Here is a 13,895-nt window from a genome sequence, read left to right as displayed (position 1 = left end):
TATTGGCACATCTGAAAAATTAATTAATGACGTTATTACTTTGTCGGACTTTTTATCGTGCATTGTCGTCTGGCTGTGCCGGATACCCTATGTCGGCTAATGTCATCGCCATAGGGTATGGGCTGCGGCACCTAGTGGTTGCTCTTTGTTCGATACAGCCGACGTGGGTGGCCAATCTTTCCGTAACGCATTTCGATATCGAGGAACTGGTTTTCAACGCAGAACTCCAGATAGCGGCGCGCCGTCGTTTTGCTGAGTCCGGTTTTTTCGACGATATCATCGACAGAATAGAGCGTATCGCCACCATCACTGGCAAAAATCTGTTTGATCAACCCGAGCGTGTTCTCCTCAATGCCTTTTGTGGACGATGAGGAAGCCGAGCCGGACGATTGCAGCTGGTAGAGAATATCGACGTTCTGCTGATCGACAATTTTGTACGTGTGCTGGGTTTTCACGAATTGAATAAATCGCTCCAGCGAAGAACGCAGCCGTGGGTAAGAGAGCGGCTTGATTATGTAGTCAAAGGCTCCGCAGCGAATCGCCTGAGCGCAGGTATTCATATCGCTGGCGGCGGTAATAAAGATAACGGAACAGTCCATTCCTTTGAGTACTTGGCTCTCAATCAACGAAACCCCTTCGCCGTCGGGCAAATAGTTATCAAGTAGGATGAGACGAGGTTTGTGTTGCTGAAGGAGTTTTTTGGCTTCAAAAAGCGTAGCGGCAATCCCTACGACACGCAGATTGAAATGTTTTTCAATAAATTCAGCATGAATAGTGGCCAGCTTACTTTCATCTTCAACGATTAAGACATCGAAATGTTCAGTGTGCGGCATGGTGTGAATCCCTGTTAGTGTCTGAAGCATAAAAAAAGATCTCGTATCCGTTATACCCGTCATATCTCATGCTGCCTATGCGTTGCTCAGCATGCGACAACGCAAATTATTGGGGGGATAGCGGGATAAATAGGGAAAATATGCTGCCATTCGGCTGATTGGCCGAGACTTCAACGATTCCCTGCGCCTGATTAAGGTAGCTGGCGACCAAATGCAGCCCCAGTCCGTGATCGCCTTGTGTTTTACTGGTCACGCCCATCTCAAACAGACTATCGGCAATCGCTGGATCGATTCCTGTTCCCTGATCGGCGACTTCAATGACCAGCTCTTGTTCGCTGTTATAGATGTACACTTCGACAGGATAATGTGGCGCGGTGGTGGCCAATGTGGCTTCCATGGCGTTATCCAGCAAATTACCAATGATGGACATCAACTCTGTTTCGCTCAGTGCGGCCGGAATATGCGTGAGCTGGCAGCGTGGGTCAAAAACAATTTCAATGCCTTTTTCCCGTGCCGTAGCGTACTTGCCCAGCAGTAGCCCGCACAGCGCGGGTGAACAGAAGCGACTGGAAACAAAGTCCAGCACCACCTGCGCGCTTTCCGACTGCGCCTCAATATACTTGATGGCTTCGTCATAGCGCTTTAAGTGCAACAGCCCAGCCAGCGTCGCCGTCCAGTTCAACTGCTCGTGACGCAGAATGCGCAGGCTGTTCGCGTAACGCTTCACCTGACTGAGCTGCATACTGAGCGTATGAATGTCGTTTTTACTACGGAAGCTGATGACCCAGCCCTGAAGTTCATCTTCCAGCATAATCCGTACCCGACTGGCAATGACGGTGGCATGGTTGAAACGACAGATCTCATCGTGGGTGTCGCTGCTCCACATGGCTTCGCCGGAGAAGAAGGGCACGGGTTTAATCACGGTATCAATTGGTTTGCCACGTAGCAGGTGGGAAGGTTCATTTAGCCCGAGGATCTCTTTGGCTGCATGATTAATGGCGGCAATGCGGTGCTGTTTATCGATGGCGATGACCCCTTCATAGATCGATTCGAGCAGTGCCTTCTGCTGCCTGACCAGCATGCGGATTTCAAGGGGTTCAAGGCCAAACATCTGTTTCTTCAGATTACGTGAGAACCACCAGGAAAAGATAAACAGCGCGACGAACATCGCGACAATCGCCAGCAGAATATGCGCCAGTTTACTGAACGTTAGGTTGTCGATGTGTGTCTTCAGATAGCCCACAGAGACAATGCCGATCACCTGACCATCTGCGATGATAGGTGCTTTGCTGCGGAGAGATATGCCGATGCTGCCATGGCGAACGGTAATCACGCTTTTTCCGGCTAATACGTCGAAATTATCTCCGCCAACCATCTGTGTACCGACGAGTTTGTCACTTTCTGAGTATTCAGAATGAAACAGATGACGCGCCTGATCGTCGCCGATGACGATATAGCTGGCATCGCTGCGCTGTTTCAATTGTTGCGAAAGAGAATATATCTGTTTGATATCTCTATTTTTTACCGATTCAATCAGCGTCGGGATGATGGCGATTTCTCTGGCTTGCACCTGTGCTCGTGTACCCAGCTCGGAATACAGCTGCTTATCGATATCATGATAATAATAGATACCCGTCATTAGCAGTAGTGAAGAGAAGAAGACGATCAAATAGATAAATAATTTGATATGAAAGGAAAGTCTCAATCTCATGATATGCGGTAGCCTGCGGATAAACGAAAATAGCTGCTGAATTTATCACGAATGGTAATAAGAATGGACTGAGAGAAAAAAACTTGTGAGCAATAACACGTTTAAATATGTTGTTACCAATACGACCATAAAAATAAATAGATAAAATTAAACGACTCTGCTTTCTTTAATAAACAACTTAATTACTTTTTATCAACATGATCATGTTTAGGAAATAAAAACCATAAACGCCATAAAAACCTTAAAGTTTATTTTGAGCGTAAAATCAGCTAATAGCCTGCGTAATAAACGATTTTTGAATATAAACCATAGAAACCATAAACGCCTTTAAAACTCGTTTTTTAATTTGAAGGGAATCACATAATAATATGATCCTGTTCCCTATGATGTGCGGACAAAATAAAACGGGGGCTGAGTTATGAGTACGACTGATGATTCATATATTGTGGTAAATAATGAGGCGGCTGGGAAGGCCTCATTAAAGGAAAAATGGTGGCATGTTCTGGATACCTATAAAGTAGGTATTATTCCTGTGCCACTCTTCGTGTTAGCGGGTGTATTAATCGGCATTGATTGCCTGAGTGGCAAGTTGCCGAGCGACATCGTCGTGATGGTCGCGACGCTGGCATTCTTCGGATTTGCCTGTGGTGAATTTGGTAAGCGTCTACCGATTATCGGCAAGATGGGGGCGGCGGCAATTTGTGCGACCTTTATCCCTTCTGCGATGGTGCATTACGGCCTGCTGCCGGACGTTGTCGTTGAATCTACGACCAAGTTCTACAAAAGTACCAACATTCTGTATCTCTACATCTGCTGCATTATTGTCGGCAGCATCATGAGTATGAATCGGCAGACGCTGATTCAGGGCTTTATGCGTATTTTCTTCCCTATGCTGTGCGGTGAAGTCGCCGGGATGCTGGTGGGCATGGGTGTGGGTATTGCGCTGGGCCTGGATCCGTTCCAAATCTTCTTCTTCCTGATTCTGCCGATTATGGCGGGTGGGGTGGGTGAAGGTGCAATCCCGCTGTCTATCGGCTATGCCACGATTCTGCATATGGATCAGGGTGTTGCTCTGGGGCGCGTTTTGCCTATCGTCATGCTGGGCAGTCTGACTGCGATCATCCTTGCTGGTGTTCTGAACCAGTTGGGTAAACGCTATCCACACCTGACCGGCGAAGGTGAACTGATGCCGAATAAAGGCAATAGCCTAGGTGGCAGCGAAAGCAGCGCCCCAGCTTCTGGCTTTAGCGGTAAAGCAGACGTAACGACCATTGCCTCTGGCGCTCTGCTGGCAATCCTGCTGTATATGGTGGGTATGCTAGGCCACAAAATGATTGGCCTGCCTGCACCGGTTGGCATGCTGTTTGCCGCTGTACTGGTGAAGCTGGCTCACGGTGTTTCACCGAAAATGTTGGAAGGTTCTCAGGTTGTTTATAAGTTCTTCCAGACCTCGGTGACGTATCCGATTCTGTTTGCTGTTGGGGTAGCGATTACGCCGTGGCAGGAACTGGTGAACGCCTTCACGATTCAAAACCTGCTGGTAATTATTTCTACTGTAGTGACGCTGGTTGGGACCGGTTTCTTAGTGGGTAGAAAGATTGGCATGCATCCGATTGATGTGGCCATTATTTCCTGCTGTCAGAGTGGACAGGGCGGTACGGGTGATGTCGCGATTCTGACGGCAGGTAACCGTATGATGCTGATGCCATTTGCGCAGATTGCCACGCGTATCGGCGGTGCCATTAATGTTTCTATTTCACTACTGGTTCTCGCCAACTTTTTAGTCTGATGTCATTCAGAAAATAAAAATCGGTTGAACCAAATAAATAGTGTCTTGAGAAATAGAGTGTTGAGAGAAGTTGCGTTGAATTAACGAAATAAAACTGCCATCGGCATGAGTTTATTTTGCATAGGAAATATTATGAAACTTGCAAGCTATCGTTATAACGGTAAGGACAGTTACGGCATTTATACACCAACGGGATTAATCGATCTCGGCGGTAAAGTTGGCCATCGTTACCCTGACCTGAAAACGCTGCTGGCGCAGAATGCATTACACGTCGCGCATGAATTCAGTATGAGCACGCCGGATATTGCGGTTGCGGATGTCACGTTCTTACCTGTTATTACGGCACCAGGGAAAATACTGTGTGTGGGGATGAATTATGCCGCTAAGCGTCAGGAATTCAATGAAGAGAATCCTGCGCCAACATTATTTGTCCGCTTTGCGGATTCGCAAACCGGACACGCTACCCCCGTCATCAAACCGCATTATTCCAGCGAGTTTGATTACGAAGGCGAACTGGCGGTGATTATCGGTAAAGGCGGACAGAATATTTCTCGGGATGTGGCGCTGTCTCATGTCGCAGGCTACAGCTGCTACATGGATGGATCGGCGCGTGACTGGCAGCACAGCTGGTTTACTGCTGGCAAAAACTGGCAGAAAACCGGTGCGTTCGGTCCGCATCTGACCACCACGGATGAAATTCCCGATCCGCATGTATTGGCAATCCGCACGTATCTGAATGGCCGCATGGTGCAGGACGACAATACCAGCAGCATGATCCACAAAGTTGCTGAATTGATTGAATACATCAGTACTTTTACCGAGCTGAGTGCGGGTGACGTGATCATTACCGGTTCACCGGGTGGCGTGGGTAAAAAACGCAATCCGCCGCTGTTTATGAAAGCGGGTGACTGCATTGAAGTTGAAATCGAAAACATTGGCCATTTGCGCAACACGATCGTGGATGCCGCAGCGCCGTTGAAGTCGATTCCGGTAGCCGCTGTGCACTAAGTACCAGGTAAGTACAAGGCTGCCGGCGTTAAAACCGGCAAGCCTGCAATGATTGCCCTAAATAATTCGAGTTGCAGGAAGAACCGTGATGTATGCCAATGATTCCGTCTTTTTTGACACGCTGGATGTGCGCCTTCGGGAGCAGGAGAGGGACGCTGTGCGGCAGTTCCTTGCACACTGCCAGCTCGGCATGGATGACGATATTGACATCGTTGTTGTTGGCAAACTGGGCGGGCGGCTGATCGCCTGTGCGGGGCTTGCCTCCAACACCATTAAATGTGTTGCGGTCGATCCTGAATTCAGACACCTCAACCTAGGCGTGCAGGTGGTGAATGAAGTGATGCAGCAGGCGGCACAGCGCGGCCACTTCCATCTGTTTCTTTATACCCGACCGGAAAATGTCGACATCTTCCGGGGATGTGGGTTCTACCCGCTGGCGTGCTTCCAGGACAGCGCGGTGCTGATGGAAAACACACCGATTGGTATTCAGCAGTATTGTCAGTCTTTGGCGGCGTTTGCGCAGCCCGAAGCGCTCGCGATACGGGCAGATAAAAAGATTGGCGCTATTGTCATGAATGCGAACCCTTTCACGTTGGGCCACCGCTATCTGGCGGAACACGCGGCGCAGTCGTGCGATTGGCTACACGTATTCGTGGTGCGCGAAGACGTTTCGTTTTTCCCCTTCAGCGAACGTCTGGAGATGGTACAACGCGGCGTGGAGCACATTCCCAATCTAACGGTGCATGCTGGCTCGAACTACATGATCTCTAAAGCGACGTTCCCCGCTTATTTCCTGAAGGAAGAAAAACTGATCACCCGCGCTCATGCTGCGCTGGATTTAATCATTTTCAGGAAATATATCGCGCCAGCGCTCGGTATTACCCAGCGCTTCGTCGGCACCGAACCCTTTTGCCCGGTGACGTATCAATACAATCAGGACATGCACTACTGGCTGGAGAAAGACCAGACGGTGTCTTCCCCTGCGTTAAGCGTGGTTGAAATTGAACGTAAACGGCAAACCTCAGGACTGGCAATTTCCGCTTCGGAAGTCAGGAAATTACTCAAACTTCGGCAGTACAGCCGTATTCAGGACATCGTGCCAGCCTCAACCTTTGAGCATTTACAGCGCTATTACGAACCTGAATACGCGTAATTAAAATTAATCAGGATAAGTCTATGAAGATTATTAAGGAGTCCCTGGCGGGTACCTTTGAATCCAGTGATTTGCTGGTCAAAGTGGCACCGGCAGACGGGAAGCTCACCGTGGTCATCAACAGTGAAGTGATTAAACAGTTCGGTCATCAAATCAAACAGGTCGTGAATGACACGCTGCAAGAACTGGGCGTACAGGAAGGGACGATCATTGTGGATGACAAAGGCGCATTGGATTGTGTCATCCGTGCCCGCGTGCAAAGCGCGGTGCTGCGCGCCACAGACGGACAGCAGATTGAATGGGAGAAATTATAATGAATAAACTTCGCCGCAGTATGTTATTCCTCCCAGGCGCGAACGCCGCCATGCTGTCCAATGCGTTTATCTACAAGCCTGACTCCATCATGTTCGATCTGGAAGATGCGGTTTCCCTGCGGGAGAAAGACACCGCGCGCCTGCTGGTTTTCCATGCGCTCCAGCATCCGATGTATCGCGACATTGAAACCGTGGTGCGTATCAACCAGCTCAGTACGCCGTTTGGCCTGCTCGATCTTGAGGCTGCTGTACGCGGTGGTGCTGACGTTATTCGTTTGCCAAAAACCGATTCCACCGATGATGTAGATGAGCTGGAACGCCATCTGGTTCGTATCGAAAAAGCCTGCGGCCGAGAAGTCGGTTCCACTCGCATTATGGCGGCAATTGAGTCTGCGGTGGGCGTGATTAACGCCGTTGCCATTGCTCGCTCTTCCGAACGCATGATCGGGATTGCGCTGGCGGCGTTTGACTATGTGATGGATATGCAAACGGAACGCGGCGATGGTACGGAGCTGTTTTATGCTCGCTGCGCCGTGCTGCATGCGGCTCGCGCTGCCGGAATTGATGCTTTTGACGTGGTTTATCCCAACGTTAATGACGATGCGGGCTTCCTGAAAGAGGTCGATCTGATCCGCAGACTGGGCTTCAACGGTAAATCCCTGATTAACCCACGCCAGATTGAGCTGTTACACAACGCCTATGCTCCTACACAGGATGAAGTGGACTATTCCCATCTGGTGATCAAAGCCGCCGAAGAGGGCGAACGTGCTGGTTTGGGCGTCATTTCCCTGAACGGAAAAATGATCGACGGGCCAATTATCGACCATGCAAGAAGAGTGCTGGAACGTGCTCAGGCCTCCGGCGTTCGCAAATAGCCGTTGCGTGATTACACCGCAATTGCCGCTCTCAGGAATCACAGGATTAGACAATGAGTCATTTTATTGAAGCACTGCAAAAGCAGTTCCCGGAAAAACGTCATCTGCAACCCTTCGTCAACGCCAATCAAAATACGCCGTGGCTGAATGACGTTGAACAAAAACATGAACGCAAACTGTGTGCCGATCTGGAAGATGCGATTCGTCACAGCGGACTGAAAGATGGGATGACGATCTCTTTCCACCACCATTTTCGCGAAGGCGATAAGGTCATTAACCGAGTGATTGATACGCTGGCGCGCATGGGTTTTCGCGATCTGACGCTGGCATCCAGCTCGCTGATGAGCTGTAACGCATCACTGATCGAGCACATTAAAGCGGGCGTGATTAGCCGAATTTACACCTCTGGGATGCGCGGCAAGCTGGCCGATGCCATTTCCCACGGATTAATGAAAGAACCGGTACAGATTCACTCTCACGGCGGTCGCGTCCATCTGCTGCAAAGCGGTGAGCTGAATATCGATGTCGCTTTCCTGGGCGTACCGTGCAGCGATGAATTTGGTAACGCCAACGGCACCGCTGGGAAATCCAGCTGTGGTTCGCTGGGCTATGCCATGGTCGATGCGCAGTTTGCCCGCAAAGTGGTGTTGCTGACCGAAGCACTGGTGCCGTTCCCGAACATGCCTGCCAGTATCGTGCAAGATCAGGTGGACTATATCGTTCAGGTCGATGAAGTGGGCGATCCGGCCAAAATCAGCGTAGGCGCGGCGCGTGTCACCAGCAACCCGCGTGAACTGCTGATTGCTCGTTCCGCTGCGGACGTGATTGAACATGCGGGTTATTTCAAAAATGGTTTCTCGATCCAGACAGGTTCCGGCGCGGCTTCTACGGCCTGTACACGTTTCCTCGAAGATAAAATGCGTCAGCAGAACATCGTGGCGCGTTTTGCGCTCGGTGGTATCACTGGCGGTATTGTCGACCTGCATGAAAAAGGGCTGATCGAAAAGCTGATCGACACCCAGTGTTTCGATGCCAATGCGGCCGCATCGCTGGCGAAGAATCCGAATCATGTTGAAATTTCCACTAACGTCTATGCCAACCCAAGCTCTAAAGCAGCCTGCTGCGATCAGTTGGATATGGTGATCCTCAGCGCGTTGGAAATTGACACCGATTTCAATGTTAACGTAATCACTGGTTCAGACGGCGTGATGCGCGGTGCGTCCGGCGGACACTGTGATGTTGCGACGGCAGCGAACCTGACCATCGTCGTTGCGCCGCTGATTCGTAGCCGTATCCCGACTGTAGTGCGTCAGGTGACGACGCGCGTTACGCCGGGAGAGAGCATCGACGTACTGGTGACCGATCACGGCATTGCCGTAAACCCGGCTCGTCCAGAGGTTGCTGAACGTCTGCAACAGGCGGGGCTGAATGTGATGACGATTGAGGCACTTTATCAACGTGCGATTGCGCTTGTTGGTGAACCACGCGCTATCGAATTTCACGATCGCATCGTCGGCGTTATTCGTTATCGCGATGGTAGCGTGATTGACGTTGTTCGTCAGGTTAAAGAAGCCAACGAATAAGCGCTAAACGCATGAGGGAATCGACGATGACAAATGCTGTTTCCATCACTCTGGAAACCTTACTCGCGGCGAAGGAACGCCGCGCAGTTCGCCAGCAAGAATGGCTTGCTCGGCACGGTGCGACGCTGGTGTCGCTGACGTTGGTCACGCCAGGGCCGGTAAAAGATAGTGAAAGCTATCGGCAGGTGATGACGGAAGCCGTCAAGGCATTCACCTTGTTGTGCCAGACGCGCGGCTGGACGGTGCTGGAGCAGCAAACATTCTGGCTGGCAACAGGAGCGGAAGGGATGTGGGCCATCACCAAGGATGCGCTGTCGGTGAAAGCGGCGACCATTGTGCTGGAAGATAACCACGAACTGGGGCGGTTATGGGATTTCGATATCTTCAGCCCGGACGAAGGATCGATTGGTCGATCAATGCTTGCGCACAGTGGGCGCACCTGTCTGTTGTGCGATCAAATGGCACATGCCTGTAGTCGTTCGCGTCGTCATTCACTGCCTGAACTGCTTGAGCACATTGAGGACAAGGTCAATGCCTACTTTACGCCAGCCTGACGGTGTGCGGTCGGTCGCGGTCTCTCGTTCCGCTGCCTGCGAGTCTCAGGAACGTTACCCGTTACCGGATATCGACCAGCGGGTAGCGCACGCGCTGACGATGGAAGTCATGTTGACGCCGAAACCTGGACTGGTGGATTGCGCCAATAACGGATCTCATCGCGATATGGATGTCGCGCTGTTTCAAACCAGCATTCAGGCTATTTCTCCCTGGTTCCGACATTTTACCGATGCGGGCTATCAGCATGCTAGCGTGCCGCTCGCACAGCTGTTGTCTCAGGTTCGCCCTATTGGTATCGCCTGTGAGCAGGCTATGCTGTCAGCAACGAAAGGCGTGAATACCCATAAAGGTGGGATTTTCGCGTTTGGTCTACTGTGTACCGCGGCTGGTTGGCTGGCAGGACGGGGAGAACGGGTGACGCAGCGTAGCCTGTGCGACAGCGTTGCCACAATGTGTCACGATTTGGTGCGTAATGAGCTGGAGACGTGCTCTGGAGCTGCAACGGCGGGTGAACATCTCTATCAGCGCCATGGCTTAACGGGCGCGAGGGGAGAGGCCGCCAGCGGTTTCAATACCGTATGCCAGCACGCCTTGCCCGCTTTGCAGCAGGCTATTGCTGCGGGGATGGACGACGAAACGGCGCTGTTGCGGACGCTGCTGGTGCTGATGGCCCACAATCCTGACACCAATGTCGTTTCGCGCGGCGGAATGGACGGATTAGCGTTTGTGCAAGACTATGCGCAGAGATTGCTGGCTGGCCCGCTGGATCGTCAGGCGTTGATAAAAATGGATGAAGCGCTAATTGCCAAAAACCTTAGCCCAGGTGGTAGTGCCGATTTATTGGCCTTGACTTGGCTGCTGTATCACTATCCTACTGAGTAGTTAACGTATGTTGTAAAACAGCGAGCTGGCTTTGTGATGGTTAGCGTCGATGATTTTCATCATTTGACAGCTCGTTAACACTTTTCCGATTGTTCCACTAAAGTTATTGAGAAAATTGCCGATATCGTTTTCACCAACTTCTACCCGTCATACTTCGAGTTACCTATGTGCTGGCTAGTCAAATTCGTTCTCGGCGAATTTGCTCTTGGCTTGCAATCATCTTGTCACTCGAATTATTTAGGGTATGTATCATGCTATTTAGGTACTCCGAGTAATCGTTTTCAATATGCAGCCAGTGCTGTGGCATCGTATGTGGCACACATGGGACTTGAAAGATAACGGAGAGGCGTGCATCAATATAAGCCATTGACACATAATCCATGTAAATATGGTGGAGATGAGAGCGGTGAATGAAAATTTAAAAGAGCAGTTTGTTAAGCGCAACAAACTGGCTATCTGTGCAACGTTGCGCGAGTTAAAGAAGAATGATACGTCTCTACTGGTACATCATTCTCACGGACAGTTCATCAGTAAAATTCTTGACGTCGTACCCGATAACAACCTGTTTGTCTTCGATTTAGGCGGCATTGAGCGTGAAAATAACCGTGCGCTGTATGCGGGCGCGTTGTCTTTCGTGGCCGAACCTGCTGGCGCGAAAGTTGAATTTAATGCTGAAATTGCGAAAACGGTGAATCACGACGGGCTGCCAGCTTTTAGCGCGCAGATTCCTGAACTCCTTTATCTTATCCAACGCAGAACCTATTTTCGTATCAATACGCCACTGTGGCCGCCGTTGACGTGCCGTGGTGAACTGCCGGATGAGAGTGTTTTCACGTTCACCATCAAAGATCTCTCTCTGGGGGGATTGAGCCTCTATACCGACCGTGATACCACGGGGCTGTTGACCGACGGCGACATTATTAAGAGCGTGGAAATGGATCTTGCTGACCATGGTTTCTTCTGCGTGGATTTGCAGTTTGTCGGTCAGGCAATGGTGAAGATTGTCGATAACAAAGGCGAATTGAAACTGACGCAACGTTTGAGCTTCAAATTCCCGTCACTAAACGCGACACAGGAACGGGATCTTCAGCAGGTTATTTTTGAGCTGGAAAGATTACAAAACGAAAAGAAAAAGCGGTTTCAGGAGTTGTAACTTTTAAGTGCAACCCTTTTTTTGGGCTTCACACATAACAGCAACGTATTTCATTACGAGTATTAACGTATTACCTGACTTATTTACCCATAGGTAATACGAAAGTCCGCGTATAGGCGGCTTGAAGTATCATGGGATAAATAAATTGTTTCCAACGTTCTCAGAGCCTTGTCAGATGAGATCGTCTGGGGCAGAATACGCGCCTTGCAAATAACCGACGTCTAATAGCGTCGGTTATTTTTTTACATTTATGCTCGTCATACTTCAGGTTACAGGGGTATTGGTGTGGTTCTTACCTTTTCTCTGTCGCTCAGGTTTGCTGGGTATAGGGTCTTCAACCAAAGAGGCCGGACAACGATCCGGATAGATAATTTTGTGTGTGCCTGTGAGCACAGTGAGGAAAGGAAAGATGGGTCAATTAGCAAGTTTTGCACCGGTGCCCGCCGGTTTGTGCTGCAATGGTATTGGTTATGGCGCGACGCAGTCGCAGGTTATCTCTGGTGCTGTTACAGCCACCTCTTCTCATCGTGATTCAGGCGAGACCTGTATCCACTCCCTTATTTTCAGTACGTTTGAGTACGATAATGCTGCGTCTGCCGTGATGAACAGAGGTGTGCGTCATGTCGCTTGATACTCATCTGCCTAATACTGGCACCAAACGTACTCAGCTCAAAAGAACGCTCACGCTGTGGCCCGTTGTCATGATGGGGCTGGCGTACATGCAGCCGATGACCATTTTTGATACCTTCGGTATCGTGTCTGGCCTGACCGACGGTCATGTGGCGACTGCCTACGCGTTTGCGCTGGTCGCCATTCTGTTCACGGCGTTGAGCTATGGCAAACTGGTAAAACGTTTTCCATCCGCCGGTTCGGCTTATACCTATGCACAGAAAGCGATCAGCCCACACGTTGGGTTTATGGTCGGTTGGTCGTCACTGTTGGACTATTTGTTCATGCCGATGATCAACATCCTGCTGGCGAAAATCTATCTGGAAGCGATTTTCCCCGGTGTTCCGTCATGGATTTTTGTGGCGGCGCTGGTCGGGCTGATGACGCTGTTTAACCTGCGAGGCATCAATCTGGTTGCTAACCTGAACTCCATCATCGTGGTGGTACAGGTTGCTATCATGGCGGTGTTCCTGGGGTTGGTGATCCACGGTGTTTATCTGGGTGAAGGTGCGGGTACGCTGACCAGTATGCGTCCGTTCTGGTCTGAGAATGCCCACGTTGTGCCCATGATCACTGGGGCTACCATTCTCTGCTTCTCGTTTCTCGGTTTTGACGGCATCAGCTCACTGTCGGAAGAAACGCAGGATGCAGGTCGGGTGATTCCAAAAGCTATCTTCCTAACCGCGCTGATCGGCGGCGTGATCTTTGTTGCCGTCGCGTATTTCCTGCAACTGTACTTCCCAGATATCTCGCGCTTTAAAGAGCCGGACGCGTCTCAGCCAGAAATTATGCTGTATGTCGCGGGTAAATTCTTCCAGTCCGTTATTCTGGTGTTCTCCTGTGTCACGGTGTTGGCATCGGGTATGGCTGCACATGCGGGCGTGTCTCGCCTGATGTATGTGATGGGACGCGATGGTGTGTTCCCAGAACGTTTCTTCGGCTATATCCACCCGAAATGGCGTACGCCGTCTTTGAACGTCTTATTGGTTGGCGTGATTGCACTGTCGTCGGTTTCGTTCGATCTGGTGACGGCCACGGCGCTGATTAACTTCGGTGCGCTGGTGGCATTTACCTTCGTGAATCTGTCGGTGATTTCGCAGTTCTATATTCGTGAACGCCGTAACCGTACCGTGAAAGACACCATTAACTTCCTCGTACTGCCTGTGATGGGCGCGTTGACGGTAGGCGCGCTGTGGGTCAATCTGGAAGCCAGCTCGATGACGCTGGGTCTGGTGTGGGCAACGATCGGATTGTTATATCTGGCGTTTGTGACGCGGAGCTTCCGTCAACCAGTGCCGCAATGCAGTGAAGAACTAGTGTAAGTCAATTGATGGCTTACCTATGAAGAAGAAGCGGAGCCAATGCGCTCT

13 protein-coding genes are annotated in these 13,895 nt (G+C 50.5%); 11 read left to right on the top strand and 2 right to left on the bottom strand.

Annotation, left to right across the window (positions count from 1 at the left end):
• Positions 1 to 131: 131 nt before the first annotated feature.
• Positions 132 to 833 (bottom strand): response regulator, encoded by a 702-nt coding sequence (locus tag A0G03_RS21605; RefSeq protein WP_048259812.1) that lies wholly within the window; start codon positions 831 to 833, stop codon positions 132 to 134.
• A gap of 106 nt (positions 834 to 939) precedes the next feature.
• Positions 940 to 2,544, bottom strand: coding sequence for an ATP-binding protein (locus A0G03_RS21600; RefSeq protein ID WP_048259813.1), 1,605 nt, complete (start codon positions 2,542 to 2,544; stop codon positions 940 to 942).
• A gap of 418 nt (positions 2,545 to 2,962) precedes the next feature.
• On the opposite strand from A0G03_RS21600, the gene A0G03_RS21595 reads away from it, so the two are divergent.
• The 11 genes from A0G03_RS21595 to A0G03_RS21545 all read left to right on the top strand — a co-directional run bounded on the left by A0G03_RS21595 (position 2,963) and on the right by A0G03_RS21545 (position 13,847).
• On the top strand, positions 2,963 to 4,333 hold the full coding sequence (locus A0G03_RS21595; protein ID WP_048259814.1) for a 2-hydroxycarboxylate transporter family protein: 1,371 nt from the start codon (positions 2,963 to 2,965) through the stop codon (positions 4,331 to 4,333).
• Between the two features lie 132 nt (positions 4,334 to 4,465).
• Positions 4,466 to 5,341, top strand: coding sequence for a fumarylacetoacetate hydrolase family protein (locus A0G03_RS21590; RefSeq protein ID WP_048259815.1), 876 nt, complete (start codon positions 4,466 to 4,468; stop codon positions 5,339 to 5,341).
• Between the two features lie 88 nt (positions 5,342 to 5,429).
• Positions 5,430 to 6,494: a [citrate (pro-3S)-lyase] ligase gene (gene citC / locus A0G03_RS21585; RefSeq protein ID WP_048259816.1), complete on the top strand. Its 1,065-nt coding sequence runs from the start codon at positions 5,430 to 5,432 to the stop codon at positions 6,492 to 6,494.
• A gap of 23 nt (positions 6,495 to 6,517) precedes the next feature.
• Positions 6,518 to 6,808: a citrate lyase acyl carrier protein gene (citD, locus tag A0G03_RS21580; RefSeq protein WP_048259817.1), complete on the top strand. Its 291-nt coding sequence runs from the start codon at positions 6,518 to 6,520 to the stop codon at positions 6,806 to 6,808.
• Entirely contained in the window at positions 6,808 to 7,683 is an 876-nt protein-coding gene (citE, locus tag A0G03_RS21575; protein ID WP_011094117.1) for a citrate (pro-3S)-lyase subunit beta, read from the top strand. The genes citD and citE overlap by 1 nt, the downstream gene beginning before the upstream one ends.
• A gap of 53 nt (positions 7,684 to 7,736) precedes the next feature.
• Positions 7,737 to 9,266: a citrate lyase subunit alpha gene (gene citF, locus A0G03_RS21570; RefSeq protein WP_048259818.1), complete on the top strand. Its 1,530-nt coding sequence runs from the start codon at positions 7,737 to 7,739 to the stop codon at positions 9,264 to 9,266.
• Positions 9,267 to 9,292: 26 nt separating this feature from the next.
• The gene (gene citX, locus A0G03_RS21565) at positions 9,293 to 9,820 is read left to right on the top strand and encodes a citrate lyase holo-[acyl-carrier protein] synthase (protein ID WP_080965233.1); all 528 of its coding nucleotides are present in this window, start codon (positions 9,293 to 9,295) and stop codon (positions 9,818 to 9,820) included.
• Positions 9,798 to 10,703 carry a triphosphoribosyl-dephospho-CoA synthase CitG gene (citG, locus tag A0G03_RS21560; protein WP_048259820.1) on the top strand — a complete coding sequence of 302 codons (906 nt, stop codon included), beginning with the start codon at positions 9,798 to 9,800 and terminating at the stop codon, positions 10,701 to 10,703. Before citX ends, citG begins: the two co-directional genes overlap by 23 nt.
• Positions 10,704 to 11,100: 397 nt before the next feature.
• Positions 11,101 to 11,856, top strand: a complete 756-nt coding sequence (locus A0G03_RS21555; protein WP_048259847.1) for a flagellar brake protein — start codon at positions 11,101 to 11,103, stop codon at positions 11,854 to 11,856.
• Between the two features lie 409 nt (positions 11,857 to 12,265).
• Entirely contained in the window at positions 12,266 to 12,487 is a 222-nt protein-coding gene (locus A0G03_RS21550; protein ID WP_048259821.1) for a hypothetical protein, read from the top strand.
• Positions 12,477 to 13,847 (top strand): APC family permease, encoded by a 1,371-nt coding sequence (locus A0G03_RS21545; protein WP_048259822.1) that lies wholly within the window; start codon positions 12,477 to 12,479, stop codon positions 13,845 to 13,847. The genes A0G03_RS21550 and A0G03_RS21545 overlap by 11 nt, the downstream gene beginning before the upstream one ends.
• Positions 13,848 to 13,895 lie beyond the last annotated feature (48 nt).

The organism is Pectobacterium peruviense (assembly GCF_002847345.1).
GTDB classification, from domain to species: Bacteria; Pseudomonadota; Gammaproteobacteria; order Enterobacterales; family Enterobacteriaceae; genus Pectobacterium; species Pectobacterium peruviense.
Note: the sequence above shows the minus strand (reverse complement) of the source record. Positions and strands in the feature narration are given on the sequence as shown.

Excerpts from the sequence above, each read along its gene's own strand:
- A0G03_RS21605 (WP_048259812.1), bottom strand. The coding sequence starts at position 833 with ATGCCGCACACTGAACATTTCGATGTCTTAATCGTTGAAGATGAAAGT.
- A0G03_RS21600 (WP_048259813.1), bottom strand. The coding sequence starts at position 2,544 with ATGAGATTGAGACTTTCCTTTCATATCAAATTATTTATCTATTTGATC.
- A0G03_RS21595 (WP_048259814.1), top strand. The coding sequence starts at position 2,963 with ATGAGTACGACTGATGATTCATATATTGTGGTAAATAATGAGGCGGCT.
- A0G03_RS21590 (WP_048259815.1), top strand. The coding sequence starts at position 4,466 with ATGAAACTTGCAAGCTATCGTTATAACGGTAAGGACAGTTACGGCATT.
- citC (WP_048259816.1), top strand. The coding sequence starts at position 5,430 with ATGTATGCCAATGATTCCGTCTTTTTTGACACGCTGGATGTGCGCCTT.
- citD (WP_048259817.1), top strand. The coding sequence starts at position 6,518 with ATGAAGATTATTAAGGAGTCCCTGGCGGGTACCTTTGAATCCAGTGAT.
- citE (WP_011094117.1), top strand. The coding sequence starts at position 6,808 with ATGAATAAACTTCGCCGCAGTATGTTATTCCTCCCAGGCGCGAACGCC.
- citF (WP_048259818.1), top strand. The coding sequence starts at position 7,737 with ATGAGTCATTTTATTGAAGCACTGCAAAAGCAGTTCCCGGAAAAACGT.
- citX (WP_080965233.1), top strand. The coding sequence starts at position 9,293 with ATGACAAATGCTGTTTCCATCACTCTGGAAACCTTACTCGCGGCGAAG.
- citG (WP_048259820.1), top strand. The coding sequence starts at position 9,798 with ATGCCTACTTTACGCCAGCCTGACGGTGTGCGGTCGGTCGCGGTCTCT.
- A0G03_RS21555 (WP_048259847.1), top strand. The coding sequence starts at position 11,101 with ATGAGAGCGGTGAATGAAAATTTAAAAGAGCAGTTTGTTAAGCGCAAC.
- A0G03_RS21550 (WP_048259821.1), top strand. The coding sequence starts at position 12,266 with ATGGGTCAATTAGCAAGTTTTGCACCGGTGCCCGCCGGTTTGTGCTGC.
- A0G03_RS21545 (WP_048259822.1), top strand. The coding sequence starts at position 12,477 with ATGTCGCTTGATACTCATCTGCCTAATACTGGCACCAAACGTACTCAG.